General features: G+C 70.6%; 18 protein-coding genes and 2 tRNA genes. 13 read left to right on the forward strand and 7 right to left on the reverse strand.

The genetic code is table 11. The features are described 5' to 3' along the window. Positions 1-300: 300 nt before the first annotated feature. The 5 genes from ACFYML_RS17870 to rpmH form a co-directional block, all read right to left on the reverse strand. Positions 301-882, reverse strand: a complete 582-nt coding sequence (locus tag ACFYML_RS17870; protein WP_387421643.1) for a protein jag — start codon at positions 880-882, stop codon at positions 301-303. 213 nt (positions 883-1,095) lie between these two features. After that, positions 1,096-2,070: a membrane protein insertase YidC gene (gene yidC, locus ACFYML_RS17875; RefSeq protein ID WP_387421644.1), complete on the reverse strand. Its 975-nt coding sequence runs from the start codon at positions 2,068-2,070 to the stop codon at positions 1,096-1,098. Continuing rightward, a complete protein-coding gene (yidD, locus tag ACFYML_RS17880) occupies positions 2,071-2,310 on the reverse strand; it encodes a membrane protein insertion efficiency factor YidD (RefSeq protein ID WP_222870422.1) in 240 nt (79 codons plus the stop codon). A gap of 44 nt (positions 2,311-2,354) precedes the next feature. Next, the gene (gene rnpA / locus ACFYML_RS17885; protein WP_387421645.1) at positions 2,355-2,768 is read right to left on the reverse strand and encodes a ribonuclease P protein component; all 414 of its coding nucleotides are present in this window, start codon (positions 2,766-2,768) and stop codon (positions 2,355-2,357) included. A 34-nt stretch (positions 2,769-2,802) separates the two neighbouring features. After that, positions 2,803-2,940, reverse strand: a complete 138-nt coding sequence (gene rpmH / locus ACFYML_RS17890; protein WP_073836962.1) for a 50S ribosomal protein L34 — start codon at positions 2,938-2,940, stop codon at positions 2,803-2,805. Positions 2,941-3,532: 592 nt separating this feature from the next. Here rpmH and dnaA point away from each other — a divergent pair. The 5 genes from dnaA (at position 3,533) to ACFYML_RS17915 (ending at position 9,991) form a co-directional block, all read left to right on the forward strand. Beyond that, complete coding sequence (dnaA, locus tag ACFYML_RS17895) at positions 3,533-5,398, forward strand: chromosomal replication initiator protein DnaA (protein WP_387421646.1); 1,866 nt, start codon at positions 3,533-3,535, stop codon at positions 5,396-5,398. Positions 5,399-6,170: 772 nt separating this feature from the next. Continuing rightward, positions 6,171-7,304, forward strand: coding sequence for a DNA polymerase III subunit beta (dnaN, locus tag ACFYML_RS17900; protein ID WP_387421647.1), 1,134 nt, complete (start codon positions 6,171-6,173; stop codon positions 7,302-7,304). Positions 7,305-7,343: 39 nt separating this feature from the next. Beyond that, the gene (gnd, locus tag ACFYML_RS17905; RefSeq protein ID WP_357434428.1) at positions 7,344-8,222 is read left to right on the forward strand and encodes a phosphogluconate dehydrogenase (NAD(+)-dependent, decarboxylating); all 879 of its coding nucleotides are present in this window, start codon (positions 7,344-7,346) and stop codon (positions 8,220-8,222) included. 16 nt (positions 8,223-8,238) lie between these two features. Then, positions 8,239-9,372 carry a DNA replication/repair protein RecF gene (gene recF / locus ACFYML_RS17910; protein WP_387421648.1) on the forward strand — a complete coding sequence of 378 codons (1,134 nt, stop codon included), beginning with the start codon at positions 8,239-8,241 and terminating at the stop codon, positions 9,370-9,372. Positions 9,373-9,394: 22 nt separating this feature from the next. After that, complete coding sequence (locus tag ACFYML_RS17915) at positions 9,395-9,991, forward strand: DUF721 domain-containing protein (protein WP_387421727.1); 597 nt, start codon at positions 9,395-9,397, stop codon at positions 9,989-9,991. Between the two features lie 147 nt (positions 9,992-10,138). On the opposite strand, the gene ACFYML_RS17920 is transcribed toward ACFYML_RS17915, so the two are convergent. Continuing rightward, positions 10,139-10,693, reverse strand: coding sequence for a hypothetical protein (locus tag ACFYML_RS17920; protein WP_387421649.1), 555 nt, complete (start codon positions 10,691-10,693; stop codon positions 10,139-10,141). A 616-nt stretch (positions 10,694-11,309) separates the two neighbouring features. Between ACFYML_RS17920 and gyrB the strand changes: the two genes are divergently transcribed. The 8 genes from gyrB to ACFYML_RS17960 all read left to right on the forward strand — a co-directional run bounded on the left by gyrB (position 11,310) and on the right by ACFYML_RS17960 (position 19,681). After that, the gene (gene gyrB / locus ACFYML_RS17925) at positions 11,310-13,256 is read left to right on the forward strand and encodes a DNA topoisomerase (ATP-hydrolyzing) subunit B (RefSeq protein WP_387421650.1); all 1,947 of its coding nucleotides are present in this window, start codon (positions 11,310-11,312) and stop codon (positions 13,254-13,256) included. A gap of 131 nt (positions 13,257-13,387) precedes the next feature. Then, complete coding sequence (gyrA, locus tag ACFYML_RS17930; protein ID WP_387421651.1) at positions 13,388-15,913, forward strand: DNA gyrase subunit A; 2,526 nt, start codon at positions 13,388-13,390, stop codon at positions 15,911-15,913. A 3-nt stretch (positions 15,914-15,916) separates the two neighbouring features. After that, a complete protein-coding gene (locus ACFYML_RS17935; RefSeq protein ID WP_387421652.1) occupies positions 15,917-16,834 on the forward strand; it encodes a DUF3566 domain-containing protein in 918 nt (305 codons plus the stop codon). A 137-nt stretch (positions 16,835-16,971) separates the two neighbouring features. Then, a tRNA-Ile gene (locus tag ACFYML_RS17940) sits at positions 16,972-17,045 on the forward strand. Between the two features lie 42 nt (positions 17,046-17,087). Beyond that, the gene (locus ACFYML_RS17945; RefSeq protein WP_241825427.1) at positions 17,088-17,216 is read left to right on the forward strand and encodes a DLW-39 family protein; all 129 of its coding nucleotides are present in this window, start codon (positions 17,088-17,090) and stop codon (positions 17,214-17,216) included. A 43-nt stretch (positions 17,217-17,259) separates the two neighbouring features. Further along, positions 17,260-17,335: transfer RNA gene (locus tag ACFYML_RS17950), tRNA-Ala, on the forward strand. 568 nt (positions 17,336-17,903) lie between these two features. Beyond that, positions 17,904-18,425: a SigE family RNA polymerase sigma factor gene (locus tag ACFYML_RS17955; RefSeq protein WP_387421653.1), complete on the forward strand. Its 522-nt coding sequence runs from the start codon at positions 17,904-17,906 to the stop codon at positions 18,423-18,425. Then, complete coding sequence (locus ACFYML_RS17960; RefSeq protein ID WP_387421654.1) at positions 18,422-19,681, forward strand: hypothetical protein; 1,260 nt, start codon at positions 18,422-18,424, stop codon at positions 19,679-19,681. Before ACFYML_RS17955 ends, ACFYML_RS17960 begins: the two co-directional genes overlap by 4 nt. 387 nt (positions 19,682-20,068) lie before the next feature. On the opposite strand, the gene ACFYML_RS17965 is transcribed toward ACFYML_RS17960, so the two are convergent. Next, on the reverse strand, positions 20,069-21,268 hold the full coding sequence (locus tag ACFYML_RS17965; RefSeq protein ID WP_387421655.1) for an alpha/beta hydrolase: 1,200 nt from the start codon (positions 21,266-21,268) through the stop codon (positions 20,069-20,071). Positions 21,269-21,483: the final 215 nt, after the last annotated feature.

Here is a 21,483-nt window from a genome sequence, read left to right on the forward strand (position 1 = left end):
ACGGCACCCACCGGCACCGCCGGGGTCGTTTCCTCCGCCTCCGGTTCGGTCGAGAAGGCCGGAGTCACGGCATCCGATGAATCGACCGGAATCGAAGGCTCGTCAGCAGGTCCGCCACCGGAGAAGGCGGGGTCCGCGGCCGACGGCGTGCCGGTGATCGACGGCCGAGCCGGGGAGGCGTCGTCGCCGCCGGAGAAGATCGGGTCGACCGTCGGGTCGGGCCGGACAGGCGACGGCCCGGGCGGCTTACCACCCGGGCCGGCCACGGCACCCGCCGTCGTCTCGTCGTGGGTCACCCCGTCAGTCCGCCGCCGGCCGGACAACGATGCGGCGGTTCGGCTCGACGCCCTCGGACTCGCTCTCCACGCCGCTCATCGCGTTCACCACGTCGTGCACGCACTTGCGCTCGAACGCGGACATCGGCTCCAGGCGCACCGGCTCGCCGTACTCCTTGACCTTCTCCACCGCGTTCTTCGCGACGGCGGCGAGCTCCTTGCGCCGGGCGGCCCGGTAGCCGCCGACGTCGAGCAGCAGGCGGCTGGGCGAACCGGTCTGCCGGAACACCGCCAGCCGGGCCAGCTCCTGGAGCGCCTCCAGGGTGGCGCCGCGCTGGCCGATCAGGTTCTGCAGACGGCCGCCGACCACCTCGACGACCGGGCGGCCGCCGGAGACCAGCTCGTCGATGTCGCCGTCGTAGTCGAGGATGTCGAGCAGACCCTCGACGTAGTCCGCCGCGATCTCGCTCTGCCGGAACAGGTCGCTGTCGGCCGGAGCCTTCTTCTCCGCGGTCGTCGACTCGGCCCCGGTCTCCTCGGCCTCCTCGGTGGGCACGGTCTCCTCGTCCAGGGACTGCTCGGCGCTGGGGATGCTGGTGTCGGTCACGGTCTCATCTCCGTACTCGCTCGGCCGGACCGTCGGGTCCGCTGGTCTCCCGGGGCGGCGCGGGGTTCGCCGATGCCCTCGGGCACGTCTGTACGGGCCAGTTTCGCCCGTGACCGCGCTCCGCGCGGCGGTTCCGGCCCGGCGCCGACCGTACGGCGGCAGCTCGGGGGCCGGAACGGGCCGCCACCGGGATCCCGGTGGCGGCCCGGAGGCTCAGCCCTGCCGCTTGGCGGGGCGGTTCTTCTTCGGGTTGACCGGCTTGGCGCCGGGCTTCGGGCCGGCCACCTTGGGCGCGGTCGCCGGGGCCTTCACCGCCGGCTGGGCCTTGCGGCCGAGCAGGCCACCGGTCTTGGCCGGCTGGGCCCCGGTCCGCGCGGCGGTGCCGGTCTTCGCGGTGGGCGGCGGGGGGAACTTCCGCAGCACCCACTGCTGCTGGCCGAGGGTGAAGAGGTTGTTGGTGACCCAGTAGATGATCACACCGATCGGGAAGATCGCGCCGGACACCAGCAGCGACACTGGGATGCCGTAGAGCATCAGCCGCTGGACCATCCGCTGCTGCGGGTCCTCCGCCCAGCCGGTCTTGAGGATCATCTGGCGGCTGGTCAGGTACGTGGTGGCGATCATGATCAGCACCAGGACGCCGGCGATCAGCTTCACCGTGTGACCGTTCGCACCGAGGCTGGCCAGCTCGGCCGGGGTGGAGCCGAACTTGCCGGAGATCGGGGCGGTGAAGAGCTTGGCGTGCGAGGCGCTCTCGAACTGGTCGACCGTCCAGCCGTAGAGCGTCTTGGCCTGCTTGTTCGGGTCCAGACGCCGCAGCACGTGGAAGAGGCCCAGGAAGACCGGAATCTGGAGGAACATCGGAAGGCAGCCCATCAGCGGGTTGGCCTTTTCCTTCCGGTAGAGCTCCATCATCTCCTTCTGGAGCGTCTCCCGGTCACCCTTGTGCTTCTCCTGGAGTTCCTTGACCCTGGGCTGGAGCGCCTGCATCGCCCGCTGCGACTTGATCTGCTTGACGAAGACCGGGAAGAGGATCACCCGGACCGTCACCACCAGGAAGACGATGGCGAGGATCCAGGGCCAGTTCGTCCCGATCACCGCCTCGGCCGGAACGATGGCGTCCCAGGCCGAGTGCCAGGTCAGCAGGATCCACGAAATGGCGTAGTAGACCCAGTCGAGGCTAAACACTCAGGCTCCAGTCACGTCGGCACGGCGGCGGTCGCCCGGCTCCGGCACCGGGTCGTGTCCACCAGGGTGGAAGGGGTGGCAGCGCGACAGCCGCCGGACCGTCAACCAGGCTCCCCGCAGTGCACCGTGCCGGGAGACCGCCTCGACGGCGTAGGCACTGCACGACGGGTAGAACCGGCAGCGGGCCGGCAGTGCCGGACTTATCCACCGACGGTACGCGATGATGGGCACCAGCAGCATGCGGGCACCGCTAGTCGTCGGCCGCGGCGCGGCGTTCCCGCCGCTCACCGGGCCCGCCGACCCCGGGGGGTACGCGCGGCGGCGACGGCGGCGTCCAGGTCGGCCCCCAGCCGGGCGTACGACACGTCGGCGGCCTGGGGCAGTGCGCGTACCACCAGCGTGGCACCGGCGGGCAGGTCCGTCAGGCGCTCGCGGACCAGGTGCCGCAGCCGGCGTCGGACCTTGTTGCGGACCACCGCGTTACCGACCGCCTTGGACACGACGAAGCCGGCGCGGCTCGGTGCGGGGAACTCCGCACCGCTGGCCCGCGCCGGCTCCGGCGAGGTTGTCGCGGTGGGTCCGGTCTGCTCGGGGAGGGTCAGGTGCACCACGACGGCACCACGGCCGACGCGTCGGCCACCCCGGACCGCTGCGGCGAAGTCGCTACTGCGCCGCAGTCGCTGCGCGGCGGCCAGCACCTCTGCCCACGTCCCCGGACCGGACCGGTCGGCCTCAGGCCGCCAGGCGGGCGCGGCCCTTGGCGCGACGGGTCGAGATGATGGCGCGGCCGGCACGGGTGCGCATGCGCAGCCGGAAGCCGTGGGTCTTCGCGCGCCGGCGGTTGTTCGGCTGGTAGGTGCGCTTGCTCACGTCAGGCTCTCCGTTGTCGTACGCCCCGCGCGGGGGATCGCCCGGGGTCGTGTGGTGGTCCAGGCCACCTTCCCGGTGACCTCCGATCGGTGCTGCCCGGCGACGCGGGACCTCGGCGATACGGGGAAGCGACCGCGGACAGCAAGCACCCATCACCCTAGCAGAGGGCGAGAGAGCAGCCGCTCCAGCCTACGCAGGGGGGCAATAGCCGTCAAACATCACACACTCCCACCCCGGCCGCCCCTGGGAGCGCGACCGAAGGGGCGGTTTTCGCGGATGTTGACAAGGCTGCCACGGTGTCGACGGTTGAACGCGCGGGGTCCCCGCTGTTAGCGTGCCCGATTGCGGTCAGCGTCGGGCTCCGGGTTGTCGCTGATCGGCAAGACCGGACAAGGTAGTGAATCGTTCGGCACGGTGAACCCGCTTCAGCGCCTCCCGCGAACCAGGGGGGCAGGTCCGACCCGCGTCCGGTGGGCGGCCACAATCGGTCGGTACACACAGGCTGTGGATAACTTGTGGATGACGACCGGTCAGCCGTCCGGGTGGGCGTGGCGTACGCCCGCGCGTACGCGGTGGCGGGCCGGGACTGCCGATGGACAGCAGCGGTGGTCGGGAGCAGAGGCGAGGGGGTGGCACGACGGTGACCGGAGCGACCGAACTTGCCGCGGTGTGGACGGCGGCGACCGAGGAGCTCGCCGACGAGATCATCTCCGCGCAGCAACGGGCGTACCTCCGGCTCACCCGGCTGCGGGCGATCGTCGAGGACACCGCCCTGCTCTCGGTACCGGACGCCTTCACCCGGGACGTGATCGAGTCGCGGCTGCGCCCGGCGATCACCGAGGCCCTCAGCCGGCGGCTCGGCCGGCCTATCCAGGTGGCCGTCACCGTGCGGGTCGCCGAGGACGCGGGCAGCCGCGCGGCCGGCACCGTCTACCGCACCGGTCCCGAATCGGCGGACCGCGACGCCCCGCTGGACCTGCTCGCCGGCCTCGAACCCGGCCCGCCGGTCGAAGCACCCGACTTCCCCGAGCTCGGCTACCCGGGCCGGCCCGAGACCCCGTACGCCGATGAGCCGACCGAGCCCCCGATCGAGGAGCCGGCGCCGCGGCAGCGCACGCCCGACGGCGGCCGGCCGCACCTGATCCCGGCCAGCCGGGACGGCCAGGACACCCTGTTCAGCACGGCCTTCACCGAGCCGATGCGCGGCCCCGAGCGCCGCGGCTTCGACGAGCGGTCCCGGGTCGAGTCCCCGGCTCCCGACGCCGGCGGGTACGAGCCCCGCTACCGGGAACACCCCGGCCCGGCCGACACACCGCTACGCGGGCTGCCCCGGGACGGCGCCACCGACAGCGGGCCGGGTCGGAGCGGCCCGGACCACCGCCCCGGCGGCCAGGCCGACCGGCGGCTGCCCGGTGGCGGGGAGACCGGCGGCAACCGGCTCAACCCGAAGTACATGTTCGAGACGTTCGTCATCGGCTCGTCGAACCGCTTCGCCCACGCGGCGAGTGTCGCGGTGGCCGAGTCGCCGGCGAAGGCGTACAATCCGCTCTTCATCTACGGCAGCTCCGGGCTGGGCAAGACCCACCTGCTGCACGCCATCGGGCACTACGCCACGACGCTGGGCAACGCCCGCTCGGTCCGGTACGTCTCGACCGAGGAGTTCACCAACGACTTCATCAACTCGCTGCGCGACGACAAGACCAGCGCGTTCCAGCGCCGCTACCGGGACGTGGACATCCTCCTGATCGACGACATCCAGTTCCTGGAGAACCGGGAGCGGACCCAGGAGGAGTTCTTCCACACCTTCAACACCCTGCACAACGCCAACAAGCAGATCGTGATCACCTCCGACCGGTCGCCGAAGCAGTTGGCGACGCTGGAGGACCGGCTGCGGACCCGGTTCGAGTGGGGACTGCTCGCCGACATCCAGCCGCCGGACCTGGAGACCCGGATCGCGATCCTGCAGAAGAAGGCGGCGCAGGAGCGCCTGTACGCGCCGCCGGACGTGCTGGAGTTCATCGCCTCGCGGGTGTCGAACTCGATCCGGGAACTGGAGGGCGCGCTGATCCGGGTCACCGCGTTCGCCAGCCTCACCCGCTCGTCGGTGGAGCTGTCGCTCGCCGAGGAGGTGCTGCGGGACTTCATCCCGGACGGCGCCGGCCCGGAGATCACCGCCGACCAGATCATGGTCTCCACCGCCGACTACTTTGGGGTGAGCCTGGAGGACCTGCGCGGCCACTCCCGCTCCCGGGTGCTGGTCAACGCCCGCCAGGTGGCCATGTACCTGTGTCGCGAGCTGACCGACCTGTCGCTGCCGCGGATCGGGCAGGCGTTCGGCGGCCGGGACCACACCACGGTCATGCACGCCGACCGGAAGATCCGCCAGCAGATGGCGGAGCGGCGCTCGCTCTACAACCAGATCGCCGAGCTGACCAACCGGATCAAGCAGACCACCTGACTTCTTCGTCCGCCCCGCAACCGTGGCGCAGGCCCGGCCGGACTTCCGGCCGGGCCTTTTTCATGCCGGCGGACGTCGGAAGCTTGACCCTCCACCCGGTCGAGGGCCCAGGATCGGCGTCGTGTTCGTCCACAGCTCGGCTTCGTTGTCCACACCCCCTGTTCCACAGACGGTGGAAAACCACGCTACGTCTCGGCGCGGTTACCCACAGACTGTGGACAACTCCTGGGGACTACGCTGTGGACGCCTGGGGACAACGGCCGGGTTGTCCACGGCCGACGGTCAGCCTGTGGGCGGCCTGTTGAAGGTTCTGGGGATGACGTCGATCAACGCGGTCCGGCCCGTCCACAACGCTGGGGAGAAACCCCGTGGATTAACGGTGGACAACCGGTGGACAACCGTGGACAACCTGGGGGCCGGCGCGGGCTGTGGACCAGAACACCGGTTGTACCCCTGGTTCTCCACAGCCAAACCACTGGTGGATAACCTGTTTGACCTGCGCGGACGCCGGTTCTCCACAGTTTGCACAGGTGCGATGAAGACGATGAGTTATCTCTTCTAAACAACAAAAACCAATCATCACCGTTGGACTTCCTGTGGATCGGGCCGGAACGCTGCCGTCGGCAGTCGCCCCGGCACCTGGATCCACGGGGTCGGGCGCACAGCCGATGCCCGCGCGACCTAAGGTTCGAGGGGTACCCGCCGGTCGGGCGGGACGGGTGGCAGCGGTCGGCATGAGAGAGTTGTCGCTGACGTCGACGCGGAGGCATTGATGAAGTTCCGAGTGGAGCGCGACGCGCTCGCCGAGGCGGTCGCGTGGACCGCCAAGAGCCTGCCCAACCGACCCTCCGTACCGGTGCTGGCCGGAGTGATGCTCCGGGTCACCGACGGCAATCTCCAGGTCTCCGGTTTCGACTACGAGGTCTCCAGCCAGGTCACCGTCGAGGTGCAGGGCGACGCCGACGGCGCCGCGCTGGTCTCCGGCCGCCTGCTCGCCGAGATCACGAAGGCCCTGCCGGCCAAGCCGGTGGACATCGCCGCCGTCGGTGCCCACCTGGAGTTGGTCTGCGGCAGCGCCCGCTTCACCCTGCCGACCATGCCGGTCGAGGACTACCCGGCCCTGCCGGAGATGCCGGAGAGCGCCGGCACGGTCGACGCCGCCGCCTTCGCCGCCGCGGTGGCCCAGGTGGCGGTCGCCGCCGGCCGGGACGAGACGCTGCCGATGATGACCGGCGTACGTATCGAGCTCTCCGGCAGCACCCTAGCGATGCTCGCCACCGACCGCTACCGCCTCGCGCTGCGCGAGATGGAGTGGAACCCGGACGACCCCGAGGTGAGCCTCAACGCGCTGGTGCCCGCCCGGACCCTGCACGACACCGCGAAGGCCCTCGGCCCGCTCGGCGGCCAGGTGACCATGGCGCTGTCCCAGGGCGGCGCGGGCGAGGGCATGATCGGCTTCTCCGGTGGCACCCGCCGGACCACCAGCCGGCTGCTCGACGGGGCCAACTACCCGCCGGTCCGCTCGCTCTTCCCGGCCAGCCACAACGCTGAGGCCCGGGTGCCGGTCAGCACGTTGATCGAGGTGGTCAAGCGGGTCGCCCTGGTCGCCGAGCGGACCACGCCGGTGCTGCTGAGCTTCAGCGCCGACGGCCTGGTCGTGGAGGCCGGCGGCACCGAGGAGGCCCGGGCCAGCGAGGCCATGGAGGCCACCTTCACCGGCGACCCGCTCACCATCGGCTTCAACCCGCAGTACCTGATCGACGGCCTGGCCAACCTCGGCGCCCAGTACGCCCTGCTCGCGTTCGTCGACGCCTTCAAGCCTGCGGTCATCTCTCCCGCGGGTGAGGATGGCGAGGTCATCCCGGGGTACCGGTACCTCATCATGCCGATCCGCGTGTCCCGCTGATCGCGCCCCAGCAAGACAGACGTACGGAGGTAGGAGCAGATGCAGCTCGGCCTGGTAGGACTCGGCCGGATGGGCGGCAACATGCGGGAGCGGTTGCGCGCCGCCGGCCACGAGGTGGTCGGCTACGACCGCAACGCGGAGCTGAGTGACGTCGCGAGCCTCGCGGAACTGGCCGAGAAGCTGGAGTCGCCCCGTGCGGTCTGGGTGATGGTCCCGGCCGGGGTCACCGACGCCACCATCGACGAGCTTGCCGGCGTCCTCGGCGAGGGCGACATCATCATCGACGGCGGCAACTCCCGGTTCAGCGACGACGCCCCGCGCGCCGAGCGCCTGAACGAGCAGGGCATCGGCTACGTCGACGTCGGCGTCTCCGGCGGCGTCTGGGGCCGGCAGAACGGGTACGCCCTGATGGTCGGCGGCGCCCAGGAGCACGTCGAGCGGCTGATGCCGATTTTCGAGGCGCTCAAGCCGGCGGGTGAGTTCGGCTTCGTGCACGCCGGCCCGGTCGGCGCCGGCCACTACGCCAAGATGGTGCACAACGGCATCGAGTACGGCCTGATGCACGCGTACGCCGAGGGCTACGAGCTGCTGGCCAAGTCGGAACTGGTGACCAACGTGCCGGGCGTCTTCAAGTCCTGGCGCGAGGGCACGGTGGTCCGCTCCTGGCTGCTCGACCTGCTCGACCGGGCGCTGGACGAGGATCCGGAGCTGGCCGAGCTGAGCGGCTACACCGAGGACACCGGCGAGGGCCGCTGGACGGTGGACGAGGCGGTCCGGCTGGCCGTGCCGCTGAACGTCATCGCCGCCTCCCTGTTCGCCCGGTTCGCGTCCCGCCAGGATGACTCGCCCGCCATGAAGGCGGTCGCCGCGCTGCGCCAGCAGTTCGGCGGGCACGCCGTCGTCCGTCGCGCCAGCTGACCGGTATCCACCGCCTGTGTACGTCCGCCGGCTCGAACTGGTCGACTTCCGCTCGTACGAGCGGGTCGGCGTCGACCTGGAGCCGGGCCCGAACGTGCTGATCGGCCCCAACGGGGTCGGCAAGACCAATCTGGTCGAGGCGCTCGGCTACGTGGCGACCCTGGACTCGCACCGGGTCGCCACGGACGCCCCGTTGGTCCGGATGGGCGCCGCCTCGGCGGTGATCCGCTGCGCGGTGGTGCACGAGGGCCGGGAGCTCCTGGTCGAGCTGGAGATCGTCCCCGGCAAGGCCAACCGGGCCCGGTTGGGCCGGTCCCCGGCCCGGCGCGCCCGGGACGTGCTGGGCGCGCTGCGGCTGGTGCTGTTCGCCCCGGAGGACCTGGAGCTGGTCCGCGGCGACCCGGCCGAGCGCCGCCGCTACCTCGACGACCTGCTGGTCACCCGGCAGCCCCGGTACGCCGGGGTGCGCGCCGACTACGAGCGGGTGGTCAAGCAGCGCAACGCCCTGCTGCGGACCGCGTACCTGGCCCGCAAGACGGGCGGGTCGCGGGGTGGGGACCTCTCCACCCTCGCCGTCTGGGACACCCACCTGGCGCAGCACGGGGCCGAGCTGCTGGCCGCCCGGCTGGAACTGGTCGCCGCGCTCGCCCCGCACGTGGCAAAGGCCTACGACGCGGTGGCCGCGGGCAAGGGCGCGGCGGGGATCGCCTACCGGCCGTCGGTGGAGCTGACCGAGCCGACCACCGACCGTACGGTGCTGGCGGACGCGCTGCGCGCCGCGCTGACCGAGAACCGGTCGGCGGAGATCGAACGCGGCACCACGCTGGTCGGCCCGCACCGCGACGACCTGGCTCTCACCCTCGGCCCGCTGCCCGCCAAGGGGTACGCCAGCCACGGCGAGTCCTGGTCCTACGCGCTGGCCCTGCGCCTTGCCGGGTACGACCTGCTGCGCGCCGACGGCATCGAGCCGGTGCTGGTGCTGGACGATGTCTTCGCCGAGCTGGACGCCGGCCGCCGGGAGCGGCTGGCCGAGCTGGTCGGCGCTGCCAGCCAGCTCCTGGTGACCTGCGCGGTCGACGAGGACGTGCCGGCAGCCCTGCGCGGCACCCGGTACGCGGTGGGCGAGGGGACGGTGCGCCGTGTCGGATGAGGTTCAGCTCCCGCCGGCCCGGCTGGGGCCGGGACGCGGCGGGCGTACCCCCGAGGACGGCCGCGGTGCGGACGGCGCCGGTGGTGCCGAGTCGGGCGCTGCGGGCGATCTGCCGGCCGGGGCTTCCGGGCCGGAGCTGGCCCGGGCGGTGCTGGACGCGGCGAAGGCCCGCCGGCAGGCGGCTGCCGGCACCCGCCGGCGCAGCGCGGTACGCGGGGACGGGGAGCGGCGGCTGCGCGGCTACTCCGGTCCCGGACCGGATCCGCGCGATCCGCAGCCGCTCGGTGCGGTGCTGGACAAGCTTGTCAAGGCGCGCGGCTGGCAGCAGCCGGCGGCCGAGGCGACGGTCTTCGGCGCCTGGGAACGCGTGGTCGGGCCGGAGGTGGCGCAGCACAGCCGGCCGGTCAAGCTCGAGGACGGTGAGCTGACCGTGGAGGCCCGCTCCACGGCGTGGGCGACCCAGCTCCGGCTGCTCGCCGGCTCACTGCTTCAGCAGATCGCCCGCGAGGTCGGCCACAACGTGGTCCGCAAACTGCACATCCACGGCCCGGCCGCGCCGTCCTGGTCGCGCGGCCCGCGCCGGGTCCGCGGCCGCGGACCCCGCGACACGTACGGCTGACCGTCCGGCTTTGCCCGGCCGGGGTCGACCGCCACCTCGCCGAGGTGGCGGCTTCCGAGCGCGGCCGACCCCGCCACCTCGCCGATCTGGTGTTGATCAAGCGAGGCGGGCGGGGCCCCGGGCGGGGCAGCGGCCAGGAGGCGCCGGTCAGGCGTCGGCGTAGACGGCGAACCCGCGGTCGGCGCAGCGCCGGTAGAAGGCCGCGAGCACGCCCAGCTCGGCGCAGGTGAAGCTCCACTGCGGCGGGTCGCCGTTCTCGTCGCGCAACCGGTCGAGCCGGCTGTCCAGCCAGCGCAGCTGCTGCTCGGCCAGGCGGCCGTCGCCCAGCAGCGACCGGAGCACCTCGCTCACCGACTCGAAGGTCACCGCCTCGCCGATCGGCCGGTGCCGGGCGACGAACTTCTCCACCCCGTCGGCGATCCAGGAGCAGCCGTCCGGGTCGATCACCGGGTCCTCATCCTCGGCCGCGTTCTCCGTGGCGTAGAGCACATTTTCCAGGCCGAGGATCAGGTCGACCAGCTCGGTGTACGCGGTCGCGCGTACCGTGCCTGTTTTGGCGATCAACTCGGCGAGCGCCGCGGTGGGGGCGGAGATCTGTGGCAGGTCCACGATCTCGCCGAAGTCGACGAACTCGGCCGGCGCGACCGGGTCGTAGAAGCGGCCGGTCCGCGGCCAGTGCACCGCGACGTTGTCCAGCCCCATCTGGCGTCACCTCTTACCAAGTGCGTTGTCGGACCGATCGGGTCGATCGTCCCGGTTCCGTCCGCCAAAGATCAAGACCGCTGCGGCGGCGCCGCAAAGGTACGGCACGGCGGGGCCCGCCGCGACCCCCGGTCGGTTACGTGCCGGTACCGATGGGATGGCACCCTGGATCGGGGCTCAGCGACGCTTCAGCTCGACTGGCGGCCATGATCCGGCCTCCGGTGCCCTTGATTGAATGAAGGCCGGCCTGAAGCCCCGCCGCGACCGGAAGCCGTCGTTGGTGTGTAGGGGGAGTCGCGGACGGCGCGATTCGGCCGGCTACGGAGTTCTCAGCCGCCGCGCAGGGGTGCCGAGTGGCGGTTTAGTCGTGCGCGCAGAGTAAGATTGACGGCGAGACGAAAAACCCGACACGGAGCGACGGACAGGGGCCCCAGGGCCCTTGATCATTGTCCCGGATCGGGTCGAGCCGATCGCGATCCGCGGGCGACCGCGGCGCCCGGCGCACGCGATCCGTGACCTGGAGATCCGGGGACCGGTACGTGCGCCGACGTCGCGTGCTGTCCGCCGAACCCGCGCCCCGCGCCCTGGCGTGGTCGGTGCGAGAAAGTGGCCGAGGGTGGCAGCGGAGGACAACAAGAAGTACGGCGCCGAGTCGATCACCGTTCTCGAGGGGCTGGAGGCGGTCCGGAAGCGGCCCGGTATGTACATCGGGTCCACCGGCGAACGCGGTCTGCACCACCTCGTGTGGGAGGTCGTCGACAACGCGGTGGACGAGGCGCTGGCCGGATACTGCGACACCATCGACGTGGTGCTGCTGGCCGACGGCGGCGTACGGGTCACCGACAACGGGCGTGGCTTCCCGGTCGACCTCCACCCGAAGCTGAAGAAGCCGGGTGTCGAGGTCGCGCTGACCGTGCTGCACGCGGGCGGCAAGTTCGACGGCAAGGCGTACGCGGTCTCCGGTGGTCTGCACGGCGTCGGCGTGTCCGTGGTGAACGCCCTCTCCACGAAGATGGCGGTGGAGATCCACAAGGACGGCTTCGTCTGGCGGCAGCAGTACCACCACTCCAAGCCGACCTCGCTGGAGAAGGGTGAGCCGACCGACCGCACCGGCTCGGCGGTCTCCTTCTGGCCCGACCCGGACGTCTTCGAGACCGTCGACTTCGACTTCCAGACCATCTACCGGCGCCTGCAGGAGATGGCCTTCCTCACCCGTGGCCTCACCATCCACCTGCTCGACGAGCGGGTCGAGGAGACCGAGGAGGGCAAGCCGCGCGAGGTGACCTTCCAATACGAGGGCGGTATCGCCGACTTCGTCCGGCACCTCAACGCGTCGAAGACCCCGATCCACAAGACGGTGGTCGAGTTCGGCGCCGAGGAGGAGGGCATGTCGGTCGAGATCGCCATGCAGTGGAACGAGTCGTACGGCGAGTCGGTCTACACCTTCGCCAACAACATCAACACGCACGAGGGTGGCACCCACGAGGAGGGCTTCCGGGCTGCGTTGACCAGCGTCGTCAACCGGTATGGCGCGGACAAGAAGCTGCTCAAGGGCGACGAGCGGCTCTCCGGCGAGGACATCCGCGAGGGGCTGGCCGCGATCATCTCGGTCAAGCTGACCAACCCGCAGTTCGAGGGCCAGACCAAGACCAAGCTGGGCAACACCCCGGTGAAGAGCTTCGTGCAGCGGGTCTGCAACGAGTCGCTGGTCGACTGGTTCGACCGGAACCCGGCCGAGGCGAAGATCATCATCACCAAGGCGTCCCAGGCGGCCCGCGCCCGGATCGCCGCACAGCAGGCGCGGAAGCTGGCCCGGCGCAAGTCGCTCCTGGAGTCCGGCTCGATGCCGGGCAAGCTGGCCGACTGCCAGTCCACCGACCCGCGCGAGTCCGAGGTCTTCATCGTCGAGGGTGACTCGGCGGGCGGCTCCGCCAAGCAGGGCCGCGACCCGCGTACCCAGGCGATCCTGCCGATCCGCGGCAAGATCCTCAACGTGGAGAAGGCCCGGATCGACCGGGTGCTGAAGAACAACGAGGTCCAGGCGCTGATCACCGCGCTGGGCACCGGCATCCACGACGACTTCGACATCGAGAAGCTGCGCTATCACAAGATCGTGCTGATGGCCGACGCGGACGTGGACGGCCAGCACATCCAGACGTTGCTGCTCACGCTGCTGTTCCGGTTCATGCGGCCGCTGGTCGAGCTGGGGCACGTCTACCTGGCCGCCCCGCCGCTCTACAAGATCAAGTGGAACAAGAAGGGCGACGACGCCCAGTACGCGTACTCGGACCGGGAGCGGGACGGGCTGATCGCGCTGCGCCAGCAGAAGAAGCCCAACGCCAAGCCGGACGACATCCAGCGGTTCAAGGGTCTCGGCGAGATGAACTACCCCGAGCTGTGGGAGACCACGATGAACCCGGCCACCCGTACCTTGCGCCAGGTGACGCTCGACGACGCCGCAACCGCCGACGAGCTGTTCAGCGTTCTGATGGGTGAGGACGTCGAGGCACGCCGTTCGTTCATCCAGCGCAACGCCAAGGACGTGCGGTTCCTGGACATCTGACGGACCCAGCCGGGCCGGCCGGAGATCCACCGGCCGGCCCCGGCGGTCCACAGAGTTATCCACAGTCTGGCCGGTTTCCACAGCCGTTATCCACAGCACGAACACGACTCTGAGTCTGATAAGGGTTAACAGTGACCGATACTCCCGAGTCCACCCCGAACGAGCCGGAGACCCCGGAGACACTGGCCGCGGTCGTCGCGCACGACCGGATCGAGCCGGTCGGCCTCGAGGTCGAGATGCAGCGCTCGTACCTCGACTACGCGATGAGCGTCATCGTCGGGCGGGCCCTGCCGGACGTCCGGGACGGGCTCAAGCCGGTTCACCGCAAGATCCTCTACGCCATGTTCGACTCCGGCTACCGGCCGGACCGCGGCTACGTGAAGTGCTCCCGGGTCGTCGGCGACGTGATGGGCCAGTTCCACCCGCACGGTGACTCGGCCATCTACGACGCGCTGGTCCGGATGGCGCAGCCCTGGTCGCTGCGCTACCCGCTGGTCGACGGCAACGGCAACTTCGGCTCGCCTGGCAACGACCCGGCCGCGGCCATGCGGTACACCGAGTGCAAGCTCGACCCGCTGGCCATGGAGATGCTGCGGGACATCGACGAGGACACCGTCGACCTGCAGGACAACTACGACGGCCGGGCCAAGGAGCCCACGATCCTGCCGTCCCGCATTCCCAACCTGCTGATCAACGGCTCCGAGGGCATCGCGGTCGGCATGGCCACCAAGATCCCGCCGCACAACCTGCGGGAGATCGGCGCGGCGGTGCAGTGGTGCCTGGAGCACCCGGAGGCCGACGAGCCCACCACGCTCGAGGCGCTGCTGGAGATCGTCAATGGCCCGGATTTCCCGACCTACGGTCTGATCGTCGGCCAGGCCGGCATCCAGGACGCGTACCGGACCGGGCGCGGCTCGATCCGGATGCGGGCCGTGGTCGAGGTCGAGGAGGACAAGCGGGGCCGCCCGGCGCTGGTGGTCAGCGAGCTGCCGTACCAGGTCAACCCGGACAACCTCGCCGAGCGGATCGCCGAGCTGATCAAGGAGGGCAAGCTCGGCGGCATCGCCGACATCCGCGACGAGTCCTCCGGGCGTACCGGCATGCGGATCGTCCTGGTGCTCAAGCGCGACGCGGTCGCCAAGGTGGTGCTGAACAACCTCTACAAGCACACCCAGCTCCAGGAGACCTTCGGCGCCAACATGCTGGCGCTCGTCGACGGCGTGCCGCGCACGCTCAACCTGGCCCAGTTCATCCGCTACTACGTCGAGCACCAGATCGAGGTCATCCGCCGGCGGACCGCGTTCCGGCTGCGCAAGGCGGAGGAGCGGGCGCACATCCTGCGCGGTCTGGCCAAGGCTCTCGACGCGCTGGACGAGGTGATCGCCCTGATCCGGCGCTCGCCCACGGTCGAGGACGCCCGCCAGGGCCTGATCCGGCTGCTGGAGATCGACGAGGTCCAGGCGACCGCGATCCTGGACATGCAGCTGCGCCGGCTGGCCGCCCTGGAGCGGCAGCGGATCCTCGACGACCTGGCCAAGCTCGAGCTGGAGATCGCCGACCTCAAGGACATCCTGGCCAAGCCGGAGCGGCAGCGGAGGATCGTCTCCGAGGAGCTGGGCGAGATCGTCGCGAAGTGGGGCGACGACCGGCGCACCAAGATCGTGCCGTTCGACGGCGAGGTCTCGATGGAGGACCTCATCGCCCGCGAGGACGTGGTCGCCACCATCACCCGCACCGGGTACGCCAAGCGCACCAAGGTCGACCTGTACCGCTCGCAGCGGCGGGGCGGGAAGGGCGTCAGCGGCGCCACCCTCCGTCAGGACGACATCGTCAGCCACTTCTTCGTATGCTCTACGCACGACTGGATCCTGTTCTTCACCAACAAGGGTCGGGTCTACCGGGCCAAGGCCTACGAGCTTCCCGAAGCCAGTAGGGTGGCCAAGGGCCAGCACGTGGCCAACCTGCTCGCGTTCCAAGCGGACGAGCAGATCGCGCAGATCATCGAAATTCCGAACTACCAGGTGGCGCCCTACCTGGTACTGGCCACGAAGAACGGCCTGGTGAAGAAGACGCGGCTCGAGGAGTTCGACTCCCCCCGGTCAGGCGGCATCATCGCGATCAACCTGCGCGATGAGGACGAGCTGGTCGGTGCTGCCCTGGTGAGTTCGACGGACGACCTGCTGCTGGTCTCCAAGAACGCGCAGGCCATCCGCTTCAACGCCACGGACGAGGCGCTGCGCCCGATGGGCCGGGCGACCTCCGGTGTCATCGGCATGCGGTTCAGCGAGGAGGACGAACTGCTGGCCATGGAGGTCGTCCGCGAGGGTATGGACATGGACGTGCTGGTCGCGACGAACGGCGGATACGCGAAACGTACCCCGATCGAGGAATACCCGGTCCAGGGCCGGGGAGGTAAGGGCGTGCTGACTGCGAAGATCACCGAGCGACGTGGCGGTCTGGTCGGAGCTGCGGTGATCAGCCCGGACGACGAACTCTTCGCTATCACCAGCAACGGGGGCGTCATCCGGACTCCGGTGAAGCCTGTACGCCGTACGCGTGACCGGAACACAATGGGGGTCAAGCTGATGGACCTCCCGGACGGCGTGACTATCGTGGCAATTGCTCGCAATGCCGACGAGCCTGACGAACAGGACTAGTTGATGACGGAGACACAGGCGAAGTCGGGGAACACGGGGGCCTCGGCCAACCCGGTCGACGAGGAGGCCGCGCAGGGCGGTACACCAGCGTCGGGCCGGGCGGCCGTGGGCCGGGCCACGGTCCCCGCCGACGCGCCTGCCCCGAAGTTCACCCGGGCCCCCGGCATGGCACCGCCGCCGGACAAGCCCGGGGAGGACTCGGGGACGAGCGAGAAGGCCGAGAAGGCCCCGGTCGACGCCCCGACCTCCACCGACGGCCCGGCCGGGTCGTCGGTCACCGCGGCGAAGCCCGGCACCACCCAGGCGATCAAGACACCGGGTACGGGCCGGCCGTCGCCCGGGACTCCCGGCACCCCGCCGACGGTGGGCGCCGGTCTCGGCACCGCGCCCAAGCCGTCGCCGGACGGCGCCCGCGCCGGCGCCGCCGGCCGCCCCGCCAACGGTGGTGGCCTGCCGCCGGCTATCAGCGGTGCGGCCGCCGTCGGAGCCGCGCGCGTGGGTGAGGCGGTACGCGCTGCGCGTACCTCGGTCAGTTCGGCCGCGTCGCGCGGACCGCGCCGGGCCCGGCTGAACCTCAAGCGGATCGACCCCTGGTCCGTGATGAAGTTCGCGTTCGCGGTCTCGGTGGTGCTCTTCATCGTGGTGGTCGTCGCCACCTCGGTGCTCTACCTGGCCCTGGACGCGATGGGCGTGTTCAAGAGCGTCAACGACAGCCTGACCGACCTGGTCAACGCAGGTGGCGGCTCGGGCAGCTCAGGCGGCTTCCAGATCACCGCCAAGGGCGTGATCCTGAGCTCCGCGCTGATCGGCCTGGTCAACGTCGTGCTCTTCACCGCGCTCGCCACGCTGGGCGCGTTCGTCTACAACGTCTGCGCCGACCTGGTCGGCGGGATCGAGCTGACGCTCGCCGAGCGGGACTGACTCCGACGACGCCGGGGCACCGCGTAATGCGGTCGCCCCGGCGTCGCCTATCCGGGTAGGTTCTTCATTGGCGTGGCGCACCGGCCCCCGATTTGGGGCCGGAGGCGGCGATGGGTTAACCTTGCTCGTCGCTACGCGGGGCTATAGCTCAGTCGGTTAGAGCGCAGAGCTGATAACTCTGAGGTCGCTGGTTCGATTCCAGCTAGCCCCACCGCACATCGTCCGACGATAGTCGAGCGCGAGGGGTCGGCCCATGTTCAAGAAGCTCCTGATCCTGGTCGGCGTGGTCGGGGTGGCCGCCGTGGTGGCCAAGAAGGTGAAGGCCGCGAACGACGAGCGCGCTCTGTGGCACGAGGCGACCACCGCGCCTGACCTGCGCTGAGCGTTCCCTCCGACTGCCAGCACCGGGCGACTCCGCCCGCCTCGGGGCCCTAGCTCAACTGGCAGAGCACTGCCTTTGCAAGGCAGGGGTTAGGGGTTCAAGTCCCCTGGGCTCCACCATTCACCTCCTTACCTGCGGTTTTCAACCGGCTTGATCGACTAGTTCAACCTCAGTACGGATCAGGCTTGATCTTGGATCGAGAGCGCCGACCGTAGGACGCTCCCACGATGCCGCGTGGCCGGTCCCGCTTCGGCCACCAGTGGACGTATGTCTCCAGGGTGATCCGCAGCGTCTTGTGCCGGAGCATCCGTTGGACCTTGCGAACTGACCGGACCGCGCAGGTCGTGATTGCCGGCCACGCCTTCGTCCAGAACCTGCGGTCCTGTCGTCGTCCGGGCACTGCTTCAGCACGGCCGGGGTACCGTCCGGCAGCTCGACCGGCACGGCCAGCGAGGCGAACGCGTACTCGAACGGGGGTCCCATTACCCCCAGGTCCCACTGCGCGACGCACTCCGCCAGCCGGTCGGGCAGCACCGCCCGCCAGGCCCGGCCCGCCGGGATCTGGCCGGTCCACCGAACGCTCTCAGGGATCTCCATCCGGCCATCCTCGGGCCCTGTTCCACGATCGCGTACAACCGTTTCCGGCGCGGTGCCGTCTGGAACAGCGAACCCCAGGGAGGTGGCCGGATGCCGGACGCATCGGACCAGGAATACGTCGAGTACGTCACGGCGCGCCTGCCGGCGCTGCGGCGGCTCGCGTACGGACTATGCGGCGACCGCGACCTGGCCGACGACCTGGTGCAGGAGACCGCCACGCGGCTCTACCTGCGTTGGGCGCGGATCGCTGAGGTCGAGCATCTCGACGCGTACGTCCGTACGGTGCTGGTCCGGCACTTCCTGGACACCCGGCGGCGCGGCTGGTGGCGGGTGCACCTGTTCGGCGGGCCACCCGACGTGCGGTCCACCGAGGACCGGAGCGTCGAGGAGCAGACCGTGCTGCGCGACGCCCTGGCCAAGGTGCCGCCCCGCCAGCGAGCGGTGCTGGTGCTGCGTTTCCTGCACGACCTGCCGGTGGAGGAGGTGGCCCGGACGTTGGGCTGCTCGCCCGGCACGGTGAAGAGCCAGACCTCGCACGGCCTGGCGGCGATGCGACGGCTGCTCGGGGACCGCGAGATGGCCGGCCGGACCGGAAAGGAGCGGTGGGCATGAGGACCGATGACGAACACGTCGCCGACCGGCTGCGGTGGCTGGACGACGAGCCGGCCGGCCCGTCCCGGATCGACCTGCCGGGGGCGATCCGGGAGGCCCGCCGGCGGCGACGCAACCGCCGGGTGGCGGCGGCCGGGGCGGCCGCGCTGGGTGTGCTGGCGATGGCCGCGCTGCCGGCGGCGCTGGACGGGGACGGACGGGCGGCGCCTGCGCCGGCCGCGAGCCCCAGCCCGTCGATGCCGTTGCCGGAACCGCGGCCGACCGGCCCGTGGCAGGGGATTTGCACCGCCACACTGCTACCCGTGCCGGGCGATCCACGGGCCGCGGTCACCGGCAGTGACCCGGACGGCCGGTGGCTGGTGGGCCGTCGGGCCCCGCAGGGGCAGGGCCGCATGGATCTCGGCCTGCTGATCTGGGACGGGGACCGGGTCCGGGAGGTCCAGCTGCCGGGCTCGATGCAGGAGTTGACGGATGTGAACCGGGCAGGCCTTGCTGTGGGTTCGTCGTTAGGGGCCGGCAACGAGTTGCAGGCGTGGGCGGTGCGCGACGGCGAGGTCATCCGCCTGCCCGGGGGAACGTCCGAGGGCGCGACGGCCGTCAACGACGCTGGCCGGATCGTCGGCTACCGCAGTCTGGGGCACGCCTGGGAGCCGGGGTTCAAGCAACTGCCGGTGGTCTGGGACTCGTACCAGAGCCGGCCGGTCGACCTGCCACTGCCCGGCCCGCAATGGGAGGGCGCGGCCATCGGCATCGACGAGGACGGCACCATCCTGGCCGCGATGTCCGACGGGCATCCGGACAAGCCCACCCGCGCGGTTGTGTGGCGTCCAGGCGCCGCCCGGCCGGAGGTGCTGCCGTTGCCGCGGGTGCCCGGCGGGAAGGCCGACCGGTTCCTGCCCCTGTCGTTGGCCGGTGGCTGGGTGACCGGCACCGCCGAACGTGACACCAAGGTGGTTCCCCGGAACGGCATAACCAGGTACCCGGTGCGGATAGACCTGCGGACCGGGCAGGCGGACGTACTGAAGGGCACCCTCTGGTCCGGGACCGGCAACGGTCGGGGCTGGATGGCCGGTTGGGTCTCCGATGACGTCCCCGGCGTGATCACCGACACGAGGTCGGTGAAACTGCCCGTGCCGGACGGCTGGCGCGGCGAGCGGCAGGGCGGGGTGACCAGTTTCAGCGACGACGGTCGGGTGCTCGGCGGGAAGCTCGAGTCCGACGACCAGGTCCGGCCGGTGCGCTGGACCTGCCGGTGACCGGTCCGGGGGCGGTTCCGCACCGCCCCCGGACCGGAGCCGTGCAGCGCAGCCGGCGGATGTCGCCGTACGCCCGGGTAGAAGCCGCCCCATCAGTGCCAGGCGGGCACGCGACATCGCGACCGGCTCTCACAGGAGTCGTGCTCTGCGTTGTCCGCCGCACGGCATGGCCAGCTTCCGGGGTCGGCTGGCTTTGAGGTTGCGGACGGGCGGTCACGCCGTTCCCTCCTCGCTCAGTACGCGATCGATGGCCGAGGTGGCCTGACGAGCCCGCAGGCAGGACGTCCCCGTAGGTGCCGTCATCCGGATCGTGAAGTGCCCAGACAGCTCTTCCCGTGATCTGTTGCCGGGGCGAGAAGCCCCGGCAACAGAGTTGTCATCCGTCGACTATCCGGCGGCGGTCGGCACGGGCTCGGTAGCTGGGCAGCTGGTGCCCGGGGCGGGCACGGCCAGGTCGATCAGGTAACGGTCGACCGTCCCCCTCGTGCACTCCGTGGCGTTGTAGATGCCGTGACCAGCGCCCTCGTAGGTGAGAAGCACTCCGTGCCGGCCGAGCTGCCGGGCCACGTTCGTGGCCCAGTTGTACCCGGTGGCAGGGTCGTACAAAGAGTTGATCAGTAGGAGCGGCTGGTCCGTACGGAGCCGCAGCCGGCGCTGTGGGTTGTCGACCGTGGGCGTGCCGAGGCACGACTCGACCACCGCCAGCGCCTGCGGATACCGCAGGTCGGTCCCGATTCGGGCCATCTCCTTGATGCGTACGGCGTATTCCTGGTAGTTCCGGATCGGCAGGCTCCAGTCCTGGCAGAAGATCGCCAACGGGTTCGCGCTGGTCTGCGCCTCGGGTGTGGTCGAGGCGGCGGCCTTCGCGGGAGCCGCCTGGCCCGACTGCGCGGTGCTCAGCCTGCTGATGGTCTCGGCCAGTCCGGCGAAGTCGGGTTCGTAGAGCGCCCGCGGTGCGAGAAAGCCGCTCAGGGCGTACGGGGTCAGCGTGGCTGAGGGGTTCTTCGGGTCCGGCACCTCTCCTCGAGAGGAGCGGTCGAGCAGGTCGGCCCAGATCGCGTGAACGTCCTGCCCGTGCAGGGCGCAGCGCTCGGTGCGGTCGCACCACGACACGAACGCGTCGAACGAGTCCTGTGCTGCGGCGGTCTGGGTGTTCAGGAAGGCGCGGGTGCCGAGGCTGTGGTCCACGACGCTCTCCAGCACCGTCGCCCTGACCCGGTGTGGGAAGAGTTCGACGTACCGCTCGCCGAGCAGCGTGCCGTATGAGCTGCCGTGGAAGCTCAGCTTCGCCTCACCCAGCGCGGCCCGGATGGCGTCCAGATCCCGGACCATACTGAGCGTGTCGACATGGTCGAAGACTGGTCCAGTCTTCGCCCGGCAGTCCGCCCACAGTCGCTGGTTGTACGCCACGGTGGCGTTGAAGTCGGCCTGGCTCTTCAGTACCGGCGCGGGCCGCTCGTTGAGCAGAGCAGTAGAACAGCGGACCGGACTGCTGGCGCCGACCCCGCGTGGGTCGAAACTGACGATGTCGAAACGGCGCTGGATCTCGGGGCTGAATCGGCTGATGCCGTTTACCACGCGGCTCACGCCGGAGTCTCCGGGCCCACCGGGGCCGAAGATGAGGGTTCCCACCCGGGTGGCCGGATCCTTCGCGGTACGGCGGGCCAGCGCCAGGTCCAACTTTGGTCCGTTCGGGTGGTTCCAGTCGATCGGCACAGATACGGTGCCACACTGGGCGGCGGCGTCCCGGGCACACGGCCGCCAGTCGATGGCTGCTGTCTGGGCTGTCGTTGCGCTCGCGG

The sequence above is a fragment of the Micromonospora sp. NPDC007230 genome (assembly GCF_042869115.1).
Taxonomy (GTDB): domain Bacteria; phylum Actinomycetota; class Actinomycetes; order Mycobacteriales; family Micromonosporaceae; genus Micromonospora.